Raw genomic sequence first — 17,843 nt, forward strand, 5'->3', positions numbered from 1 at the left:
ATTATTGCATAACGAATGGATTGGTTATGTATATACTTCGATTTATAGTTGCCACTTTCCTGCTCCTCGTCATTCTATAGGAAGTTATCCTCAGCCATTTTCATCGTAAAAAAAGACAGCACTTGATAAATTTCAGCCAAAGCTTTGTTTTTTTTAACTTTCCTACCAGTGTAAAAAAAGCCGAGAATGAACATTCCTCGGCCTGTCAGTATATCTTGCAGTTGAATATTTATAGTTATTTACCTAATTCTTTGAAAGCCAATGCAAAGTTTCCCAGAGTTGCCGATCCGTTGTCTTTGACTCTTGGCATTCTAATATAAGTGTTTAGATCCGGAACTTTAATGTAATTTTGGTTTAAGTCCGCAAAATCACGTCTGACTTTCTCTAGAAAAGCCTCACTGACTACACCGCCACCAAACACTATATTGTCTGGTCTAAGGATCATTGTTTGCTGAATAGCAGCTTGAGCGACATAGTATGACATAATATCCCAGACAGGACGATCAATCGGGATATCCTTTCCTTTAATACCCGTTCTGGCTTCAAATGTTGGACCGGATGCTAGGCCTTCTAGACAATCTTTATGAAAGGGACATATACCTTTAAATTCCAAATCATCAGGATGTCGTTTGACATATACATGCCCCATTTCAGTATGTCCCTGCGATCCTAGTATCGTTCCGTCTATTATGGCGCCACCGCCAATGCCCGTTCCGATCGTTAGATACACTAGAGATTGTATTTTTTCATTAAATAATTGTGCCATAATGTATTCTCCGTAAGCAGATCCATTAACATCGGTTGTAAAAAATATGGGAATAGTTAATTCCTTTTTGATAGGTCCTACAAAATCAACGTTGCTCCACCCTCTTTTTGGGGTGTCAGTGATATAACCGTATAATTTGTTGTTTTTTTGTATTTCAATTGGTCCAAAAGAGGCTATTGATAACGCAGCCAAGTCGTTAAATTTTTTGAAAAAGTTGATCACCTTAGTGAATGTAGTGCTTGGATCTGTCGTAGGGATCGATACTTTTTCAATCACTCGATAGTCTTCATTTCCTACTGCACACACAAACTTAGTTCCGCCTGCTTCAATACTGCCTAATAACATCGCCTTTATCTCCTTTACTCATTTATATATAATCGTTCTGCTCGAGTTATTTCCCAATTTATAGACATTCATATCGCACCAAGTCCTTTGCTGTGCCCTTAAATGAAAGTGAAGATCACTCTCTGAATAAAACCGTTCTGAAAATGTGGCTTCTCCATTATTGATAAAGAGTTCAAATGACGACGTATCAACATATGCCCTAATCGATAATTCTTCTGATTGATCAATAACAGTTTGTCTATCAGCATCAGGACCAGTTCTATGAAGAATTACTTTACGATCTTTAGCATCAAACAGAACAGCGATAATGTCCGATCCATTATCATCTTTCATCTCTAAAGATATACTCGATGCTCGATCCCAATTCATTTTAGCTTCAATTTCCAGTTGATGTTCTTTACTACTAAATGCTATTTCGTTTATGAATTCGCTTTTTGATAAAAGCAGATCAGATCGAAGCGTTTTCAATTCTTCTATCGGGCATGAATACAGTTTATTATTTACCAACTTTAATTCTCTCGGAATGGTCATCGTTCCTGCCCATCCATCAGATTGTTCAGGCATCTTGTTCTCCCACATGTCCATCCACGCGAACATAATACGCCTTCCATCATCTGTTTTCATTGTTTGTGTTGCGTAGAAGTCATGTCCTGAATCTAATTCAATGAAGTTCCCTCTCGTAAAAATACCATTTTGTTCGTCCCCAATCATATATCCAGTTTGGTATACATTTTTAAACATACCGTTATTAGGAATGATCCCCTGTGGAGATATTAATAGGACACGATGCCCATCTAACTCAAAAAAGTCCGGACATTCCCACATATATCCCTCTGTTTCAGGATGTTTTGATTGGCTAAGCACTCCCTTGTATTCCCATTCAAACAAGTTATCGGATGAATATAATAGTACTCTTCCCAATCCTGATTTATTTTGGCTGCCCAAGACAATGAACCATTTACCATTTTCACACCAAATCTTTGGGTCTCTAAAATCAGCTGCATTATCGGTAGGTGCACTACTTATTATTGGATTATTTTCATATTTTTCAAAATGAATTCCATCGTCACTAACTGCAATATTTTGATTTTGCCAGTATTGTTCCTTATTCGTATTTTTTTTATAGTGATGTCCTGTGTAAATCAAGTATAATTTATCATCTTTTACCAGAGCACTACCGGAAAAACAGCCGTCTTTATCTTCATTATCTCCTGGAGTCAACGCTATGGGACATTCTTCCCAATGAATTAAATCCGTACTTCTAACGTGGCCCCAGTGCATCGGTCCCCATTCAGAACTATAGGGATGATATTGAAAAAAAACGTGATAATAGCCCTTAAAAAAACAAAGTCCATTTGGATCGTTCATCCATCCTGTTGGAGGGATTATATGATAGTTTTGCCTGTATCGATTATTAGTGATCTGATTCATCATTCACAAACTCCTTCCAAACATTTAATACCTTTCCAACTGATGCTGGCCTTGCCTATCATCACATGGTCAGAACTGCAGCCTTTTTATTGAGTCTCTGATCACTGGCGGACATTTAACACGGGTGGTCCCGACTTTTTGTTCATCACTTTTATCGTTACAGATCTTCAGTAATTTTCGAATACCTAGGACTCCAAGATCGTAGTGAGGCAGTCCTACTGTTGTCAATGTGGGATGCAAATGAGCGGAAATAACGCTTTGGTCGTCAAAGCCAACGACAGATATGTCATCAGGAATTGACAGTCCTTTCTGCTTAAGGCCATCGTAAATTCCCATCGCGACACGATCATTATGACAAAATACCGCGGTCGCCCCGCTTTCAACGAGGGATTCTGTAACATTGAATCCCCCCTCCTGATCAGGCTTCGCATACATAATCAACGAGGAATCTCGAGAAATTCCCGCCTCCTCCAGCACCTGTTTGTATCCTTCCAGACGCCCAGTCCGCGCTGGTGAGGGAGAGGTCGTATTCACGAAAGCGATGCGTCGATGACCGGCCTTTACAAGAAGTTCGGTAGCTGTCCGACCACCTTGAACCTCATCAGGGACAATAGCGGGATACAGATCGTGCATATCGAAACAATTGACAAGTACTGCAGGTCTTTCCGACTGCAATTTCAGTGATTCCACCGGACGGTGATACCAAGTCGAGTAAATGATTCCTTGCACCTGCTGCTCAGCCATCATAGTTAGTGCTTTGTTTTCGACTGATTCCTTGCCTCCGGTATCGATAATGAGAAGAAGCTTCCCACTCCGCCAAGCCTCATCCTGTGCCCCTTTAATGATCTGTCCGGCGAAAGGCATGGTAGCAACATCATCTGTAACAAAGCCAATTAGATCGGATGTTCCCTGTACAAGTCCCTTCCCTAAAGCATTGGGTTGATAGCCAAGTGATTCGGCTATTTTTCGAACCCTATTGCGTGTGTTTGCAGGGATTCGATGCTTCTCATTGTCATTGATCGACCATGAAGCCGTTGCAACCGAAACACCAGCTGCCTCAGCAACATCTTGCAGCGTAATTTTTCTCATTACTTTACCCCTTTTATGCTCCATACCGACAGAGCGGCGATAACCGTTATTACGATTGCAACAGGAAATACCGGAATATATGATCCTACAATCGTAACTAGCGTTGATGTGATGACCGCACCGATCGCCTGTCCGGCACAGCTTGCCATATTAAGAAAACCTAGGTCTTTGCCCGCATTCTTCTTATTTGGCAGAACATCGACGTTCAATGCCTGATCTACGGACATATACATACCATAACCAAAACCCGCAATTCCTGCAAAAAGCAGCATACCCATCGTTGTTGGGAAGATCCACGGCATCGCAATACCAATCGCATACAATCCACAAGATAAAATAACGGGAGGCTTACGCTTACCGATTTTGTCCGAAATAGGTCCAGATGTGATCGATGCAATGAACGCTACGACCATAGTGATCAATGACATTATGGAAATGACACTGGCGGCATGTGCCTTGGTCTGCCCGATGTGATCCTGTAGGATATAGAGCTGATAGGAAGCAATCATCTGATAGGCAACGATTAAGCTCGTACGGCAGATAAACGCCTTCCAAAAATCAGGAGCATGCATCGGAGGTGTGAACGCTTTCATAATTACCCGCCAAATAGGCTCTCGCTCCCTGTTAACCTGCTCTGTGTCATTGCGCGGCTCACGTGGGAGAAGGAGAAATGCCAGAATGCCCGCGAATATATACATTGCGCCTGCACTGGCAAATCCGATACCTGTACGAAAGATAAATAATGAACCGAAGAAAGTACCAATTGCCTGACCTACCGTGATTCCTCCGCCATATGCAGCAGACACGATGCCACGATTCCACTCAGGAACACGATCAGAAAGTGTTGCAACAATGGGAGCCGTCATCATATTCTGCCCAATGTTTGCAAAGCAGTATGCCAGTAGAATTCCAATTCCAGTACCCGGAGTTCCGATTAAATAGAAAGAAATTGCTGCAATGACAGCACCTGCCAGATACCATGGTGTTCTTTTGCCAAAACGTGATCTCGTTCTGTCCGACATGGAGCCGACGAAGACGTTAACGAAAAGAGAGAGCATGGCTCCCGCAGCATTAATCGTTCCAAGCAAAGCGTCCGGATTATCAATTCCAATATCTTTCAATCGCTGCGGCATAAGAACGGATGCGATCATATAGAATCCCATGTTTTGTAGAATCGCAAAGACTCCAAATCCCAAAATGAAGCGAGCGGTGCGATCCATCTTTAGATTTTTTAGACTTATCATTTTTTCGCCTGACTTTCTAAATTTATCGTTTTTCCTACGTCTATGGCTTAAAACATTATGAGACAAATACGAAGTTCCATGATCATGACCGCTGGACTTGACTTAGATCTCCCGCTGTTTGACTTCAAGCGAAGATAATTCAATTGCCCCATCGCTAACGAAGTATCCGATTCTTCCTGCTCGTTTATCGTAGATTCTTGTGCTAAGGGCAATCTGACCATCTAGAACAATGACGGCAATTGATTCCTCCGTAATCACTTCCAGTGTGTGGTTACCTGCAGGTAGATCACAAGGGCGCTCCAACTCGACATAGTAGGGAACGTCTCCAGAGATTTGCCACTGCTCTCCTCCTGTCATTTTACGTGGCCACCGATCGAAAACCATTCGCGAGCGATGTGGTTCCAAACGAATGACATAGGAAGAATCGCCATCGTTCGAGGAACGCAGTAGCAGCCCGCATTCGTGAGTTCCCGGTTTTATGTTAATCGTGGCTTTGATATAGGCCTGATCCGGCAATAACTTGTCGGACACTGCACATACATATCCATCAGGAGCATTTAACGACTGCTTATCAATGGCAACCGGAGCAGTCTCAGGAAAGCTCTGTGTCAGTGTCTCAGGAAAGCGAAATGCGAGTGAGCCATCCTCATTTTGCACGGCCTCAAGCGTTGACATGGTTCCTGCCCACTGCCATTCCCCATCGTCATGAGCACCCTTCTTGGTCGCAATCCAACCGGTGAAGAAACGTTTGCCATTGAGGAATGTACTCTTTGCAGCATAGAAAGCGCGTCCATCAATTGTGTCTTTATCCGGAGCGATCCACGGACCGTCAAGAGTCTTGGCCATGCGATATTTGGTTGTGAATGCATCAGTGAATTCGGAATAGATGAAGTACCACCAATCTCCCCAATGGAACACCTCCGGACACTCCATTGCAACGAATCGCTTGGGATCCCAGAATGGTTTCGCTTGCTTCCAGGAATACAGATCGTCGGAAATATATTGTGCGGTAACACCGCGCCGACGTTCAGGACCGCTGTTATTTCGAGCAGCAAAAAGCATTCTCCAAATCCCTTTTTCCTCATCCTTGAATACGAATGGATCACGCCAATCATAGCCTTCGTAATCTTCACTTGGACCGAAAGAAAGCTCATCATGGCGCGTCCATGATTTCATACCGTCATCACTTGTAGCGTGCATGACCAACTGGATGGACCGCCCGGTTTCGTCAGTTGTTTTAGGATTGTTGCCTGTGTAGAACAGATGATGTGTGCCCTGATCGTCAACAAGAACACTGCCCGTATAGCAGTTAAAATCTTTCGCATCTGGACCGCCAGACGGCAATGCAACACCATGCTCCTCAAGATGCACGTAGTCCTTTGTTGTCACTAAAGACCAAGGCATTCCATTTTTCGGTACTTTCCGATCTTCGAATAGAAAATAAAGATATACCTGACCATTCTCCTCGAAGGGAATGACATCTCCAACGAATGCTCCCTCAGGACGGTAAAACACTTTGTTATTCATAAATAATTAACCCCTTTCATTTTCGTTAATCATTGGTGTTTAAGCTGCTTAAACGTTTAAGCATAAGCATCTAACAGCATTATGAAAGCGTTATCTATTTTTGTCAAGAGTTTTTTTGAAAGCCTTTGCATAAATAAAGCTCTCGTTACTAGCAAAAAACGTCGACCGAAACATCCCAAAAGGAACGTAACGAACCGACATTTTGATGGTTCACTAGCTCATGTTGAAGAAAAAATTAGTTACACAAAACGAAATAGAGGGACTCTTACCACCTTGCCCTGTGCAAGAAACAAGTGAATCACTTAATTCAATCCCTATTGATCTATTATCAATTGTCTGATCGAGGCATAAACAAACACCGCAATGATCTTCATCACTAAATTTGTTTAGTTTTTGTCTATTTGTGACAATTAATATATAAACCAAAGATCCATTAAATATCCGAACGATTAATCGGGATATTGCACATCAACTGCATAGACAGGGAGGAAAAAAATCATTGTTAACCAATCTATTGACTGAATCAGAGCAGAAAATCATCTCAAAGTTACAAAGTGAAAACAAACAACTTAACCTCCAGATTCTCGCAATAAAAAATGAACGAAATCGTATACGAGCTCAATATGCGAATGATATGGAAAATTTATGGATCCTACAAGAGCATTTCGACCAAATTAAAAATGGAATCAAACCCTTCCCTAACGATGTCGCAAAATGAACGTATTCGTTGAAAAGAAAATGAACGGATTTCGAGAGGAAAATGTGCCCACTTATGAACGAAATAAGTTATAGACAAACGATGAAAAATTAAATGGGGAACGTCAATTAATGAATGATCTTAAATCAATACACAAATCTCTTATTCTATTTAGGATTCAGCTAATATTCATTAATTTTTCTTATCTTCTCATTATTCAGTATTGCCTCTATTCCATTCTTTCCTGCATAATAAGACTATAGGCTATGAATCTTGCCCAGGGGAAAGTTGGGGACTAGGGACATTGTCTTAGTGCTCGATCAGCGACGTAGTCTGATCGGAGCACGACAAATAAAACTGTTGGAGGCGTACTTATGGACAAAGGCAAGAGAGCTTTTTTGAATGCCGGTATGGAAGCGATTTGTCATTGTGACACGAGCAATACCCACTATCTGTTTGAATTGAAAACCGGAGAACATGTTTATCGTGCACGATCCAACCACCTCTCTATCTATAATGATGACGGTTCATTTGCCACATTAATCGGCATGTTAAATCCTGCCTTTATTCGTACGTACCATGATTACATCAGCAACCATGCAGAGCATGGACGAATTTGGCTCCATCAAGAGTTACAAAACTTTTTGAAGGCGTTCAACAATAAAGACGAAGAATACGGCTTCTAAGCTCAGCTATAGCTGAACAGAAACCATCGTTTAATGGAATCTCCTTTCTTAACGCCGAGACTGCATGCGAACCGGCATGTCGACGAGCGGCGTTCCAATCCAGTCTTGCTTTTCTTTTGATCGAACAATCCAATGCAGTTGCACGATCAAGCGATGTCCTTTTCGTATTTGAATTAACGGTAAACAAATGGGTTCTTGAGAAACTCTGGGTATCCGTTTTAAATGCATTGATTCTAATAAAATCTTGTACTTCTTGAGTGCTCGGATAACCTTATCAAAGCATGTAAAAGAAGAGAGGGCGCTTTTAACCCTCTCTTTCTCGATTAACGAACATGCTTCAGATAAACTAACAACCAGCATTAGTTCTCACTCCATGCCTTCCTAATTCGTGCAATATGTTCATTACGTTCTTCAGGGGACATGTCGTTCATTCATGAAATGTAAATTAAGTCACAATCCATGACTACTTCTTTTATCGTTAACCAAATCATGAGTGATGGATATTCCTCATAATATTATCTAGTCAAAGATCCTGATTCATTTGAAGATGGAGGCAAGTGAGTGAATCGATGCATAGGTTGCTGGAGTCTATGCCCCTACTTCATCACTAATCTCGATTTTGATCGTAGATAACTTGGATTTGTCTTATCCTCTGACAAATGAACTATCAATAAAAATTTCATCAATTCCGACTCGGTGCAATTGATCTACAAGAATAGATAAATTATTGACTAACATGAGCGGTTTCTGTTGATTCCAAGGCTCTCCACCGCCAGGTCCCTGAACCAATAGAGAACTTTTTAGTTGCTCAATTGTCATTAGGTAATCTCCGGGACTAAGAACTCCATTCTCATTGAAAACCAGTGACATAATCTTGCCCTCCGGAGAAAAAAGGTATACTATTTTACAATTTATTCTCACGATGTTCTTAATATAAACGTTAAATTAACTAATAAGTTAATAGAATTTTGTACCATTTGTTTTGTCAATGGATTAACTGTTGCACATTTTTAGTTGCTACTTTTAAGCATCCAAAATCAGCACAATAGAAAAATAGGATGAATGCATAAACCGCCATTCATCCCACTAAATATTAGGCCAATGATTCCGTCTCTATCACAAGGCTTTTATTTTCCCAATCGACTTTTCTGCGAGTAACAATCCTCCGATGATCCCCGCTTGATCATTTAGTCCGACAGGCTGAATATAGGTGTCCAGATCAGGCACAGCAACATAACCCTTGAGCATCTGCTCAAATTGTTCACGAATCAATTGGAAAATCTGCTTTTGTTTCATAATCCCGCCGCCAAGAATAATGCGTTCCGGACGCAAGATCAATGTGTAACTAACCAGCGCTTGAGCGAGATAATAAGCTTCAAGCTCCCATACATTGGGTTGATCAGCAAGTTCAATGCCTTTTTTGCCCCAACGCTTCTCAACTGCCGGTCCGGAGGCCATGCCCTCTAAGCAATCCGTATGAAATGGGCAATTACCCACGAAGGTGTCGCTTGGATGGCGCTTGATTAAGAGATGCCCCATTTCCGGATGACTGTATGCGTTCAGAATATGTCCCTGATTGATAAAACCACCGCCGATGCCGGTGCCAACGGTCAAGTACAGACAACTTTGTGTGCCCTTCGCATTTCCCATGACAGATTCCGCATATCCTGCTGCATTCACATCCGTGGTCCAAGCAATCGGCATGTCATAATGTTTACTTAAGCTGCCAAAAAAGTTAAAGTTTTTCCAAGAAGTCTTTGGCGTCGATGTGATATAACCAAAGGTCTTAGAATCCTCATTAACATCAATGGGACCAAATGAACCAACTCCGATTGCATCAATAGAATACTGATCAAAAAATGAGAAGATGGGTTCCAGCGTTTCTTCAGGCTTCGTCGTCGGTACGGTAATCGAGTCGATTATTTTCATTTGCTCATCACCAACCGCCGCAATGAACTTGGTTCCTCCTGCTTCAATTGATCCGAATAACATGATCCCTACCTCCTTAAGGATTAAATTTTTTCCCCTGCAAAAAAAACTCAGCATAAGACTTCGTCGTCTAAATGTTGAGCCATAATTGGACTATAAAAGACATCTGATATCCGCTTAACCTTTTTCAACTCTATTAAATTAAGCGCTTTCAAAAATGTACTTCTAACTTAAGTTCTTAACTTAACTCGCTTCGCCATGCAGGAACATCTTTATAACAGTCTGCTTTACCAATTGAATTAAATAATTCCATCTTATATTTAACGACTTTCTTGGCTTCGTCAATGCAGTCAGGGTAAACGGCATTCGGATCCCAAAGTTCAGTAGTGGCCAATATTTCCCGGCATTTCTTGAAAAAAGCAAATTTATAATCGGATGAAATGTTAACTTTTTGAATGCCGATCTTGACTGCTTCAGCAATCTCCTCATCCGGGTTTGCAGAGCCACCGTGGAGGACAAGAGGGATATCAACAATTTCCTTAATACTTTTTAAAACATCCATACGCAGTTTCGGCGTCACGCCTTTTGGATAAATTCCATGGCAAGTGCCAATGGCAACAGCTAATGAATCCACACCGGTCTGTTCAACGAATTCCGCCGCATCTTCCGGTTTTGTGTAAATGACCTCAGTCAATCCTCCTTCGATGGTCGTGCCGGTATTACCAATCGTCCCAAGCTCTCCTTCCACGGATACACCAATTTTGTGACTCACATCAACAACTTCTTTGGTTACGCGAATATTTTCTTCAAATGGTAGCAAGGAACCGTCAATCATTACCGAACTGAATCCAGCATGAACCGCGCGCATAACGCTTGCTAAACTGTCACCGTGATCCAAATGTAAGACAAATGGAACCGGGCTATTTTTAATGCGGCTTACAACATAGTTGAAAAAGCTGTCTTTCGTAAACGCTAACTCTGTCGGGTGTACGGCGATAATTGCCGGCGAATTATTTTTTTCTGCTTCTTCAACGACCACTCGCACGAAATTGCTATCCGCCACATTAAATGCCCCTACAGCAAAACGATGTTCCTTGGCTACTTCCAATAATTGTTTCATGTTTATTAACATAATACATACACTTCCTTTGTTTTTTTTAAAGTGATTGACCAGCAGATTGCGAAAGGAGAATATAGTGTTTAACTAATTCCTCGCCTCCTTTAATCGTGTTATGAATCAGGTCAACAAAATTAATTTCCGGATCTTTACTAAGTTGTCTTTTGATACTACTGATCTGAGCCTTCATGAAATCTGAACCAACATTGATTTTGTTGATTCCTAGTTTAATAGATTGTGTAATATTTTCGCTCCCGCACCCAGAGCCACCATGCAGCACAAGCGGCATTTTAGTTGCTTCTTTTATTTGTTCAACAATTTCAAAGTGAAACGTGGGCACGAACCCCCCCGGGTAAATTCCGTGGCTCGATCCATAAGAAACTGCCAAGGCATCAATACCTGTTTTTTTTGCAAAATCAATGGCCAGATCCGGATCCGTATACATCTGATCATTGGTCATATGATTACCGGCAACAGCCCCCATATTACCGAATTCCGCCTCAACACTAGCCCCATACGTTTGCGCAAATTCCACCATATCTCTCGTAATCTGAATATTTTCATCTAGTGGATGCTCAGAAGCATCCATCATCACACTTGAAAAGCCGTCCTGTAAACACCGCTTGACGAACCCAACATCCTTACCATGATCAAGATTAATCGCCACCTCAACACTCGCTTCATGAGCCATTTTGATAATGGGTTGAGTGAGAAACCTACTTCCTAGATGCTGCTGCATATGCTCCTGCAGAAGATCAATGATAATTGGTGCTCTTAACTCCTGCGCCGCATTAATCGCAGCCTGAGCAGTTTCCAGATTAAAACAGTTAATTGCCATAATCGCGTAGTTACCTTGATTCGCCCGATGTAACATACCGTTCATCGAAACGTACATAATCTCATCACCTTGTCTGTTTTATTGAGAAATTTTTATATCTGACAGATCAAATTCTTCTTCAAAATCTTTATCACTTAATTTTTCTTCCTCTTTAGTCGGTTCCTTCTTCCACAGGAACAAGATGATCCCTGTTATTAAAGAACCGATAAGCAGTGCTAAGGTGAAGAGCAATGGATGATTCATTGCCGGAACAATAAACATTCCGCCTGATGGTACCGGGGAAGCGACACCCCACATCATGGATAATCCTCCTCCAATAGCAGCGCCGAATGTACAAGCGGCTACAACGCGGAGCAAATCAACAGCTGCAATCGGAATAACCCCTTCAGTGATCATACAAACACCCATTGGCAAAGCAATCTTGATGTTATCTTCCTCTTCCTTGGTATATTTCTTCTTACGAAAAGCTAAAGATAAAAGCCATGAAATCGTCACACCGAATGGCGGTACCATTGAAGCAAGTATTTTCACTGCTTCGGGTTCTTTTACACCTTGCAACAAAAGTCCGTCGGCAAATAGCGAAGCTACTTTGTTTACTGGGCCGCCGAAGTCAAATGCTGCCATTCCCCCTAATATCGCACCGAAGACGAAACGCATTGATCCTTGCATGCTATTAAGGAAAGAAGTCATTCCCTCCGTTGCCCAAACGATTGGTACACCAATAACGAAGTACATTAACAATCCAATAACAACACTTGAAACAAGCGGAATAATCATCATCGGCATTAAGCCTTCTGCCCATCTAGGAACTTTTAGATGTTTTCTAAGGAACAGAACAAAATATCCGACAATAAAGCCCCCAAGCATGCCTCCTAGAAATCCCGCGCCAATGGAATTGGCAATCAGCCCCATTAGTAGACCCGGTGCGATGCCCGGCCGATCTGCTATTGAATAGGCGATAGCTCCTGCGATCACCGGCGCCAGCAATCCCATGCCCAAAACGCCAAGAGAAAGGAGTGCGGAAGCTACTGAGAATGGTTCTTTATAATTGGTAATTACCGATCCGCCTGCCAAGTTCCCGATCGCAATTAACAACCCTGCAGCAACAACTAGTGGCAGCATATAAGAGATGGCAGTTAATGCATGCTTTTTAAGTTCCATCTTTCTCCAAATCTTTTTCCACATTCTAGACACCCCTTTGCAATTCTGATTCAAGTTTCTTATACAACTGTTTTGGTGCTTTTATGGCTAGATTGGTTGGAATCTCCACCACCTTCTTTCCCTTGAATCTTTCTCTTCCGCTTATCTTGATATCTGCAGCAATAATAACCAGATCAGCCTCCTTAATTTCTTGCACAGTCAGTTCATCTTCAATGCCAATGGTTCCCTGAGTTTCAATACGAACCTGATGCCCTGCCTCTGTTCCTGCTTTGATTAGTTTCTCTTTTGCAATGTACGTATGGGCGATTCCAGATGTACAAGCAGAGATTCCCACTATCTTCATCACAATTTCCTCCCTACTCCTTATTTTTTCGATAACAAATCAATAAGCTCTTGTTTGGTGCGAACAGTTTGAAACTTAGCAATCACGTCATCATCAGCGAGTAAAATGGCGACTCTTTGGAGCAATTTGATGTGCAAAACATTAGAATCTGTATTTTTAACCGCAAACAAAATGATCGTGCTTATTGGCTTCCCATCCAAAGATTCCCATTCAATTGGCTTCTGGGTTCGACCAATGGCAAGAGAAGTCCGGATCACACTTTCTGATTTTCCATGTGGAATGGCCACGCCTTCGCCTAGCCCTGTGATGCCTTCTTTCTCACGATTTAGTACATCCTCCAGAAAATCTTTCTCATCATTAATACAATGATTCAAGTACAACAGGTGAATTAATTGCTCAATGGCTTCAAGCTTTGTCGCAGCTTCCAAATTCAAATCAATTAAATCTTCATTAATTACTTTTTTAATGTCCAGTTCATCTACACTCATTTGCATAGCCCTTTCCTCCTTCAGACTTGTTAAAATGACATAATGGATTCTGTTCTCCACAGGATTATCTATCTTTCTAAATGAACAAGCTTATCATTTCCCTGGTGTCTTTAGCCCTCATCATTTTTTCTAAAGTATTCTCATCAGATAAAACGCTTGCAAATTTTGAAAGAGCAATATTTCGCGCTCTTTGGATGGCATTATCTCGAACTGCGAGCAATACAATCAATTGAACCTGTTCCGTGTCTTTAGATCCCCATGCTATCCCGGCATCTAGTCTTCCAATGGCAACAGAACTCTCAATCACTGCGTCCGAGATACCATGTGGCAGCGCAACACCCTTTCCTATTGTCGTGTCTCCATCCGCCTCCCTTTTAAGAACTTCTTCTGTAAAATCTTGAATACTATATATTTTTCTTTCATGAAACAACATCTCTGACAAAGCTACTATGGACTCTTCTTTATTCGCTGCATGCAAATGAAGCGAAATGAGTTTTTCAGATAAAATTTCATGTGACATTTGCTGATTCCTTAGGACTATTGCTCCCTATCCTTTCATTTGCTTCTTTATAGTAGTCGTTGATAAACTTCTCTATATTATATTTATCCGTATCATTCAAAATCGGGCTCACTAGAAGAGTCGGCTTGTTGGCGTTGTGACGCGTTTTTACTGTAGATATGATTAAAGCAACATCAGCATAATCACTTTCTTTAATCCTGTGCTGTGCGACAATTCTCTTAACGTTGATCTGTGGAAACATTTTTTTGATTTTCTCACTCAGAAGATGTGATGTACCAATGCCGCTAGTACATTCAATCAGAATGGGAATTTCTTTCATGAATTTATCAATCAGGATTTGGAAATACAATGTGATGTAGCCAACTTCTTCATCACTCAGAAAATCAGCATAATTCTCTTTTTCAACAACTTGATAAACACATTGCTTCACTAAATCAAAGGTCCCGCCAAAATTAGTTCTAATAGAATTTAAAATTGGATTAACAATGTTTATTTTGTGATTCAATCGATAGATCATCGAACACAAATGCGATGTTAATTGCTTATAAAGAACATCATCATCTTGAAAAAATAGTCCACTATTTTCAGACACTCTACTTACTAATTTGCTTGATAAGTACATTGCCTGCCTACTCATTGGATCTTGATCCAACAAAGAATCATGATTTAGATTGCACGCCTTGAAAATGTAGTACAGCTCATTAAACTCATCATTGTTTAGTTTAATCTGATAGAATTTTTCAATTTTATTCACTAACTCATAGGTAACGTGAAAAATTGCAGAATCATCTCTGATTTGATGAACGATTGGCTTGTTCGCATTAGGCTTTTGAATATTATTTGTATAGCCTTCAATCACTGAGAGCATGTAACAAAACATGGTTAAATAAGATGGCTGATCCAAGAATGCATTATGTTCTTGCTGAACTTCATGAAGGAAATCCTTAACCTGGAACAATGTTGCATTTTTGACTTTCGTATGTTCAATGAACTCTGGAATATCATATTGATTAAATGGATCGCCATTCTGTTTTAAAAAGCCCTCTATAATAGATGAGCTTAATCGGAGCACATTAAGCTTATTGCCACAAATATGAGTCCCACTATTTTCTTTTAATAATTTAAGGTTGAACGGAACAATGGCCGCTTCAATATGTTTAAAATCATTAATGATCGAACTTTGACTGACGTAATATCTTTCCGATATTTTTTGAATAGATGTTTTGTATGGCGAGATTGCAAGCAAGTAAAGCAACAAATTGAGTCGTCGTTCTTCAGGCATTTGAAAGACCGGAGCACCACTCTCTGTTGTCTGTTTTTTGTTGACCAGCATATATCCTAGATTTTCTTTTTTCTCGATCCTATAATTTTGAGAAGAGGTCTCCGTTATCTGCTTCATATCCCGATAAATGGTTTTAGTTGATACTGCAAATTGACGACTTAGTTCAGCAGCAGTGATATAATCATTAGTTTGCTTTAAAATTTCCAGTATCCTCTTTTGGCGATCGTTCAAAGTATTTGTCATACTCAATTCACACCTCATTTCCTTTCTCTTTATAGTTTCATATTATTAAAATGTAAGCGCATACACAACTACATATATTTTAACAATTTTATGTCCGTATTAGTGTGGTTAGAAGCACGTAGGATACGTATCACTTCCCTCCTTAATAAGGATCAAACCCAGAGCATAGATACAGAACGTCAACAATCCAAGTCAGCTAAAGCATTTTTAATCACAGCCAAAGCACAAACATCAAAATGGCGTACGGATATCTTTCTAATTATGAATCTGATTCCTCTTGCAATGAAATGATGTCGGCAATTAGGAACACCGGCGCAAAAGAATACGGTTATTAAGCGCATTACCTAGGGATAAACTTCACTCATTTTGGAAATTTTGGTTATTGATGTAGCTAAAGAGGATATGTACATAACAATGGAAATGAAAACATTGAAACAGATTACATACCTTAGTCTCTGTGGCGGATTGATTATATTTGTGTTCTTTTCTGCTTGCTTAGTTTCTCTTTGCTGCTCTCGTTCTTTTCGCAGGTTTTATGTCGCGCATGGTCATTGGATTCACACCAAAAACCTGGGGATCCGGAGTCCGAGCCTTCTTCTTCATGTATGTTTCACTTATGATTGTCATTATTTTAGTCTTTCAAGAAATACTTCGTCTCGATAAGAAGCATTTCCCACAACACTCTCTCATCTTCACAGCACCTTTACAGGGCTTACCGTCTTAAATGGATATTTTCTGCATAGATGGGCATCAATCTAATGGTGCTGATTCTTTAATCAAATTTCAATCAAAAATTCAAGGTGAAAGCCCATTAAATCATGTTAAAATAAAACTGTTAATTTAATAGTATTTATTTTGAGAGAAGGCAGCATTAATGAAAAAATGGTACGCACTCTGCTCTGTCCTTTTATTATTTTCTGCACTAAGTTTTTTTACAGTTAAGGTTAACCAAAGCCATATAAAGAGACTTAATGTCGATTATCAAATCAGCGGTAGTACATATGTCAATAAATCCTCCATTTCAAAAACAAAACTGTCCAAACGAACAAAACAAATTCTCGTTGTTGTTGGAAATGGTAGCCATGCAAAGATCCAGTTATGGCAGAAAAAAGGTAAGAAATGGTTGAAAAAAATGGCAACAAACGGACATGTTGGCAAATATGGGATTGGCAAAACACATGAAGGAGCCATGAAGACTCCTTATGGAGCCTATAAATTAACCTTTGCGTTTGGGACGAGTAATCCAGGCACAAAGTTGCCTTTCCGGAACATCACACCAAATTCATGGTGGGTAGAAGACAGCAATGATCCAAACTATAACACATGGCAGGAAGGCGGCTCTTTTAATAAACCAAGCGAGCACCTTATTGATTATCCGGTACAATACAAATATGGAATCGTGATCAACTATAACTCAAAACGAGTCCCATGGAAGGGATCCGGGTTCTTTGTTCATGTCTCAAACGGTGGCTATACCGCAGGATGCGTTTCACTGTCTCGCTCTAAAATGAACTATCTCATGAGAACGATCAAGCCGGGAGCATATATACTGAACATCAACAACGTCAATCAATTGAAACGCTTTTAAAGTGAACGGCTAAATAAAGATTGCTATCTTAAGATAAATTGGTTATGCGCTATTTAACAGCAAACAAACAGCTCAACGATTCGATGAATCCAACTTGATCAAAACGAGAAAAAAATTGACCGGCAGCATGAGAATGCTAACCGATCGATTTTTTTGTTGCTTGTACGAAACGACTATTTGCTTAAACTGGTAGTCGTTTTAATATGAATTATTTTTTCACTGTCTTTGCTAGTATATAACCAACTTTTCCCGAAGCAACGACCTTGTCCCATTTCTTTCCTTTGGTCAGGACTTTTACAGAAGTCTTTTTCTTCAGTGTCTTAACTTTGTGTGACTTAACAGATCCCGGTTTATGGGGCAGTGTTTACAAAAAAGAGAAACTGATTAACAAGCATTATATTTGTACGCCATTAGTTAATAAGATACGCAAGTTTCATCCTCAGCTGCCATTTATCTGTAATCGTCAAAATAACCCACACCTAGTCAAATGGTATGAGCCTTGTTATGATTATTTTAGTAGTGAAAGGCAATTTGCAGAGATCCGATATT

The 17,843-nt window shown here is 40.4% G+C and carries 17 protein-coding genes; 3 read left to right on the forward strand and 14 right to left on the reverse strand.

Features of this window, described 5'->3' with window-relative positions; genetic code table 11:
• Nucleotides 1-235 precede the first annotated feature (235 nt).
• The 5 genes from scrK to AC1MBV_RS06175 form a co-directional block, all read right to left on the reverse strand.
• Entirely contained in the window at nucleotides 236-1,111 is an 876-nt protein-coding gene (gene scrK / locus AC1MBV_RS06155) for a fructokinase ScrK (protein WP_480947844.1), read from the reverse strand.
• Nucleotides 1,112-1,129: 18 nt separating this feature from the next.
• Complete coding sequence (locus tag AC1MBV_RS06160; RefSeq protein WP_480947845.1) at nucleotides 1,130-2,542, reverse strand: glycoside hydrolase family 32 protein; 1,413 nt, start codon at nucleotides 2,540-2,542, stop codon at nucleotides 1,130-1,132.
• 69 nt (nucleotides 2,543-2,611) lie between these two features.
• Nucleotides 2,612-3,631: a LacI family DNA-binding transcriptional regulator gene (locus AC1MBV_RS06165; protein WP_480947846.1), complete on the reverse strand. Its 1,020-nt coding sequence runs from the start codon at nucleotides 3,629-3,631 to the stop codon at nucleotides 2,612-2,614.
• Entirely contained in the window at nucleotides 3,631-4,941 is a 1,311-nt protein-coding gene (locus AC1MBV_RS06170) for an MFS transporter (RefSeq protein WP_370645945.1), read from the reverse strand. Before AC1MBV_RS06170 ends, AC1MBV_RS06165 begins: the two co-directional genes overlap by 1 nt.
• A 36-nt stretch (nucleotides 4,942-4,977) precedes the next feature.
• Entirely contained in the window at nucleotides 4,978-6,402 is a 1,425-nt protein-coding gene (locus tag AC1MBV_RS06175) for a GH32 C-terminal domain-containing protein (RefSeq protein ID WP_255747153.1), read from the reverse strand.
• A gap of 514 nt (nucleotides 6,403-6,916) precedes the next feature.
• Between AC1MBV_RS06175 and AC1MBV_RS06180 the strand changes: the two genes are divergently transcribed.
• Nucleotides 6,917-7,120 (forward strand): hypothetical protein, encoded by a 204-nt coding sequence (locus tag AC1MBV_RS06180; protein ID WP_480947847.1) that lies wholly within the window; start codon nucleotides 6,917-6,919, stop codon nucleotides 7,118-7,120.
• Nucleotides 7,121-7,473: 353 nt separating this feature from the next.
• The gene (locus AC1MBV_RS06185; RefSeq protein ID WP_255747155.1) at nucleotides 7,474-7,785 is read left to right on the forward strand and encodes a hypothetical protein; all 312 of its coding nucleotides are present in this window, start codon (nucleotides 7,474-7,476) and stop codon (nucleotides 7,783-7,785) included.
• A 645-nt stretch (nucleotides 7,786-8,430) separates the two neighbouring features.
• Here AC1MBV_RS06185 and AC1MBV_RS06190 read toward each other — a convergent pair.
• The 9 genes from AC1MBV_RS06190 to AC1MBV_RS06230 form a co-directional block, all read right to left on the reverse strand.
• A complete protein-coding gene (locus AC1MBV_RS06190) occupies nucleotides 8,431-8,655 on the reverse strand; it encodes a DUF6932 family protein (protein WP_255747157.1) in 225 nt (74 codons plus the stop codon).
• A gap of 246 nt (nucleotides 8,656-8,901) precedes the next feature.
• Nucleotides 8,902-9,777, reverse strand: a complete 876-nt coding sequence (locus tag AC1MBV_RS06195) for an ROK family protein (protein WP_255747159.1) — start codon at nucleotides 9,775-9,777, stop codon at nucleotides 8,902-8,904.
• 175 nt (nucleotides 9,778-9,952) lie between these two features.
• Entirely contained in the window at nucleotides 9,953-10,846 is an 894-nt protein-coding gene (locus AC1MBV_RS06200) for a ketose-bisphosphate aldolase (protein WP_255747161.1), read from the reverse strand.
• 25 nt (nucleotides 10,847-10,871) lie between these two features.
• The gene (locus AC1MBV_RS06205) at nucleotides 10,872-11,726 is read right to left on the reverse strand and encodes a class II fructose-bisphosphate aldolase (protein ID WP_255747163.1); all 855 of its coding nucleotides are present in this window, start codon (nucleotides 11,724-11,726) and stop codon (nucleotides 10,872-10,874) included.
• A gap of 21 nt (nucleotides 11,727-11,747) precedes the next feature.
• Nucleotides 11,748-12,854, reverse strand: a complete 1,107-nt coding sequence (locus AC1MBV_RS06210) for a PTS fructose transporter subunit IIC (protein ID WP_255747165.1) — start codon at nucleotides 12,852-12,854, stop codon at nucleotides 11,748-11,750.
• Between the two features lies 1 nt (nucleotide 12,855).
• A complete protein-coding gene (locus AC1MBV_RS06215; RefSeq protein WP_255747167.1) occupies nucleotides 12,856-13,173 on the reverse strand; it encodes a PTS fructose transporter subunit IIB in 318 nt (105 codons plus the stop codon).
• A 20-nt stretch (nucleotides 13,174-13,193) separates the two neighbouring features.
• A complete protein-coding gene (locus AC1MBV_RS06220; protein ID WP_255747405.1) occupies nucleotides 13,194-13,661 on the reverse strand; it encodes a PTS sugar transporter subunit IIA in 468 nt (155 codons plus the stop codon).
• 76 nt (nucleotides 13,662-13,737) lie between these two features.
• Nucleotides 13,738-14,181, reverse strand: coding sequence for a PTS sugar transporter subunit IIA (locus AC1MBV_RS06225; RefSeq protein ID WP_255747169.1), 444 nt, complete (start codon nucleotides 14,179-14,181; stop codon nucleotides 13,738-13,740).
• Complete coding sequence (locus tag AC1MBV_RS06230; protein ID WP_480947848.1) at nucleotides 14,171-15,694, reverse strand: BglG family transcription antiterminator; 1,524 nt, start codon at nucleotides 15,692-15,694, stop codon at nucleotides 14,171-14,173. The genes AC1MBV_RS06225 and AC1MBV_RS06230 overlap by 11 nt, the downstream gene beginning before the upstream one ends.
• Nucleotides 15,695-16,580: 886 nt before the next feature.
• Here AC1MBV_RS06230 and AC1MBV_RS06235 point away from each other — a divergent pair.
• A complete protein-coding gene (locus AC1MBV_RS06235) occupies nucleotides 16,581-17,294 on the forward strand; it encodes a L,D-transpeptidase family protein (RefSeq protein ID WP_255747172.1) in 714 nt (237 codons plus the stop codon).
• Nucleotides 17,295-17,843 lie beyond the last annotated feature (549 nt).

It is taken from the genome of Sporolactobacillus sp. PKPK-6 (assembly GCF_056678885.1).

Bases quoted from the DNA above. Each gene is read 5' to 3' on its own strand.
- AC1MBV_RS06220 (WP_255747405.1), bottom strand. From the start codon at position 13,661: ATGAGTGTAGATGAACTGGACATTAAAAAAGTAATTAATGAAGATTTA.
- AC1MBV_RS06225 (WP_255747169.1), bottom strand. From the start codon at position 14,181: ATGTCACATGAAATTTTATCTGAAAAACTCATTTCGCTTCATTTGCAT.
- AC1MBV_RS06195 (WP_255747159.1), bottom strand. From the start codon at position 9,777: ATGTTATTCGGATCAATTGAAGCAGGAGGAACCAAGTTCATTGCGGCG.
- AC1MBV_RS06200 (WP_255747161.1), bottom strand. From the start codon at position 10,846: ATGTTAATAAACATGAAACAATTATTGGAAGTAGCCAAGGAACATCGT.
- AC1MBV_RS06190 (WP_255747157.1), bottom strand. From the start codon at position 8,655: ATGTCACTGGTTTTCAATGAGAATGGAGTTCTTAGTCCCGGAGATTAC.
- AC1MBV_RS06215 (WP_255747167.1), bottom strand. From the start codon at position 13,173: ATGAAGATAGTGGGAATCTCTGCTTGTACATCTGGAATCGCCCATACG.
- AC1MBV_RS06175 (WP_255747153.1), bottom strand. From the start codon at position 6,402: ATGAATAACAAAGTGTTTTACCGTCCTGAGGGAGCATTCGTTGGAGAT.
- AC1MBV_RS06160 (WP_480947845.1), bottom strand. From the start codon at position 2,542: ATGAATCAGATCACTAATAATCGATACAGGCAAAACTATCATATAATC.
- AC1MBV_RS06210 (WP_255747165.1), bottom strand. From the start codon at position 12,854: ATGTGGAAAAAGATTTGGAGAAAGATGGAACTTAAAAAGCATGCATTA.
- AC1MBV_RS06185 (WP_255747155.1), top strand. From the start codon at position 7,474: ATGGACAAAGGCAAGAGAGCTTTTTTGAATGCCGGTATGGAAGCGATT.
- AC1MBV_RS06205 (WP_255747163.1), bottom strand. From the start codon at position 11,726: ATGTACGTTTCGATGAACGGTATGTTACATCGGGCGAATCAAGGTAAC.
- scrK (WP_480947844.1), bottom strand. From the start codon at position 1,111: ATGTTATTAGGCAGTATTGAAGCAGGCGGAACTAAGTTTGTGTGTGCA.
- AC1MBV_RS06165 (WP_480947846.1), bottom strand. From the start codon at position 3,631: ATGAGAAAAATTACGCTGCAAGATGTTGCTGAGGCAGCTGGTGTTTCG.
- AC1MBV_RS06235 (WP_255747172.1), top strand. From the start codon at position 16,581: ATGAAAAAATGGTACGCACTCTGCTCTGTCCTTTTATTATTTTCTGCA.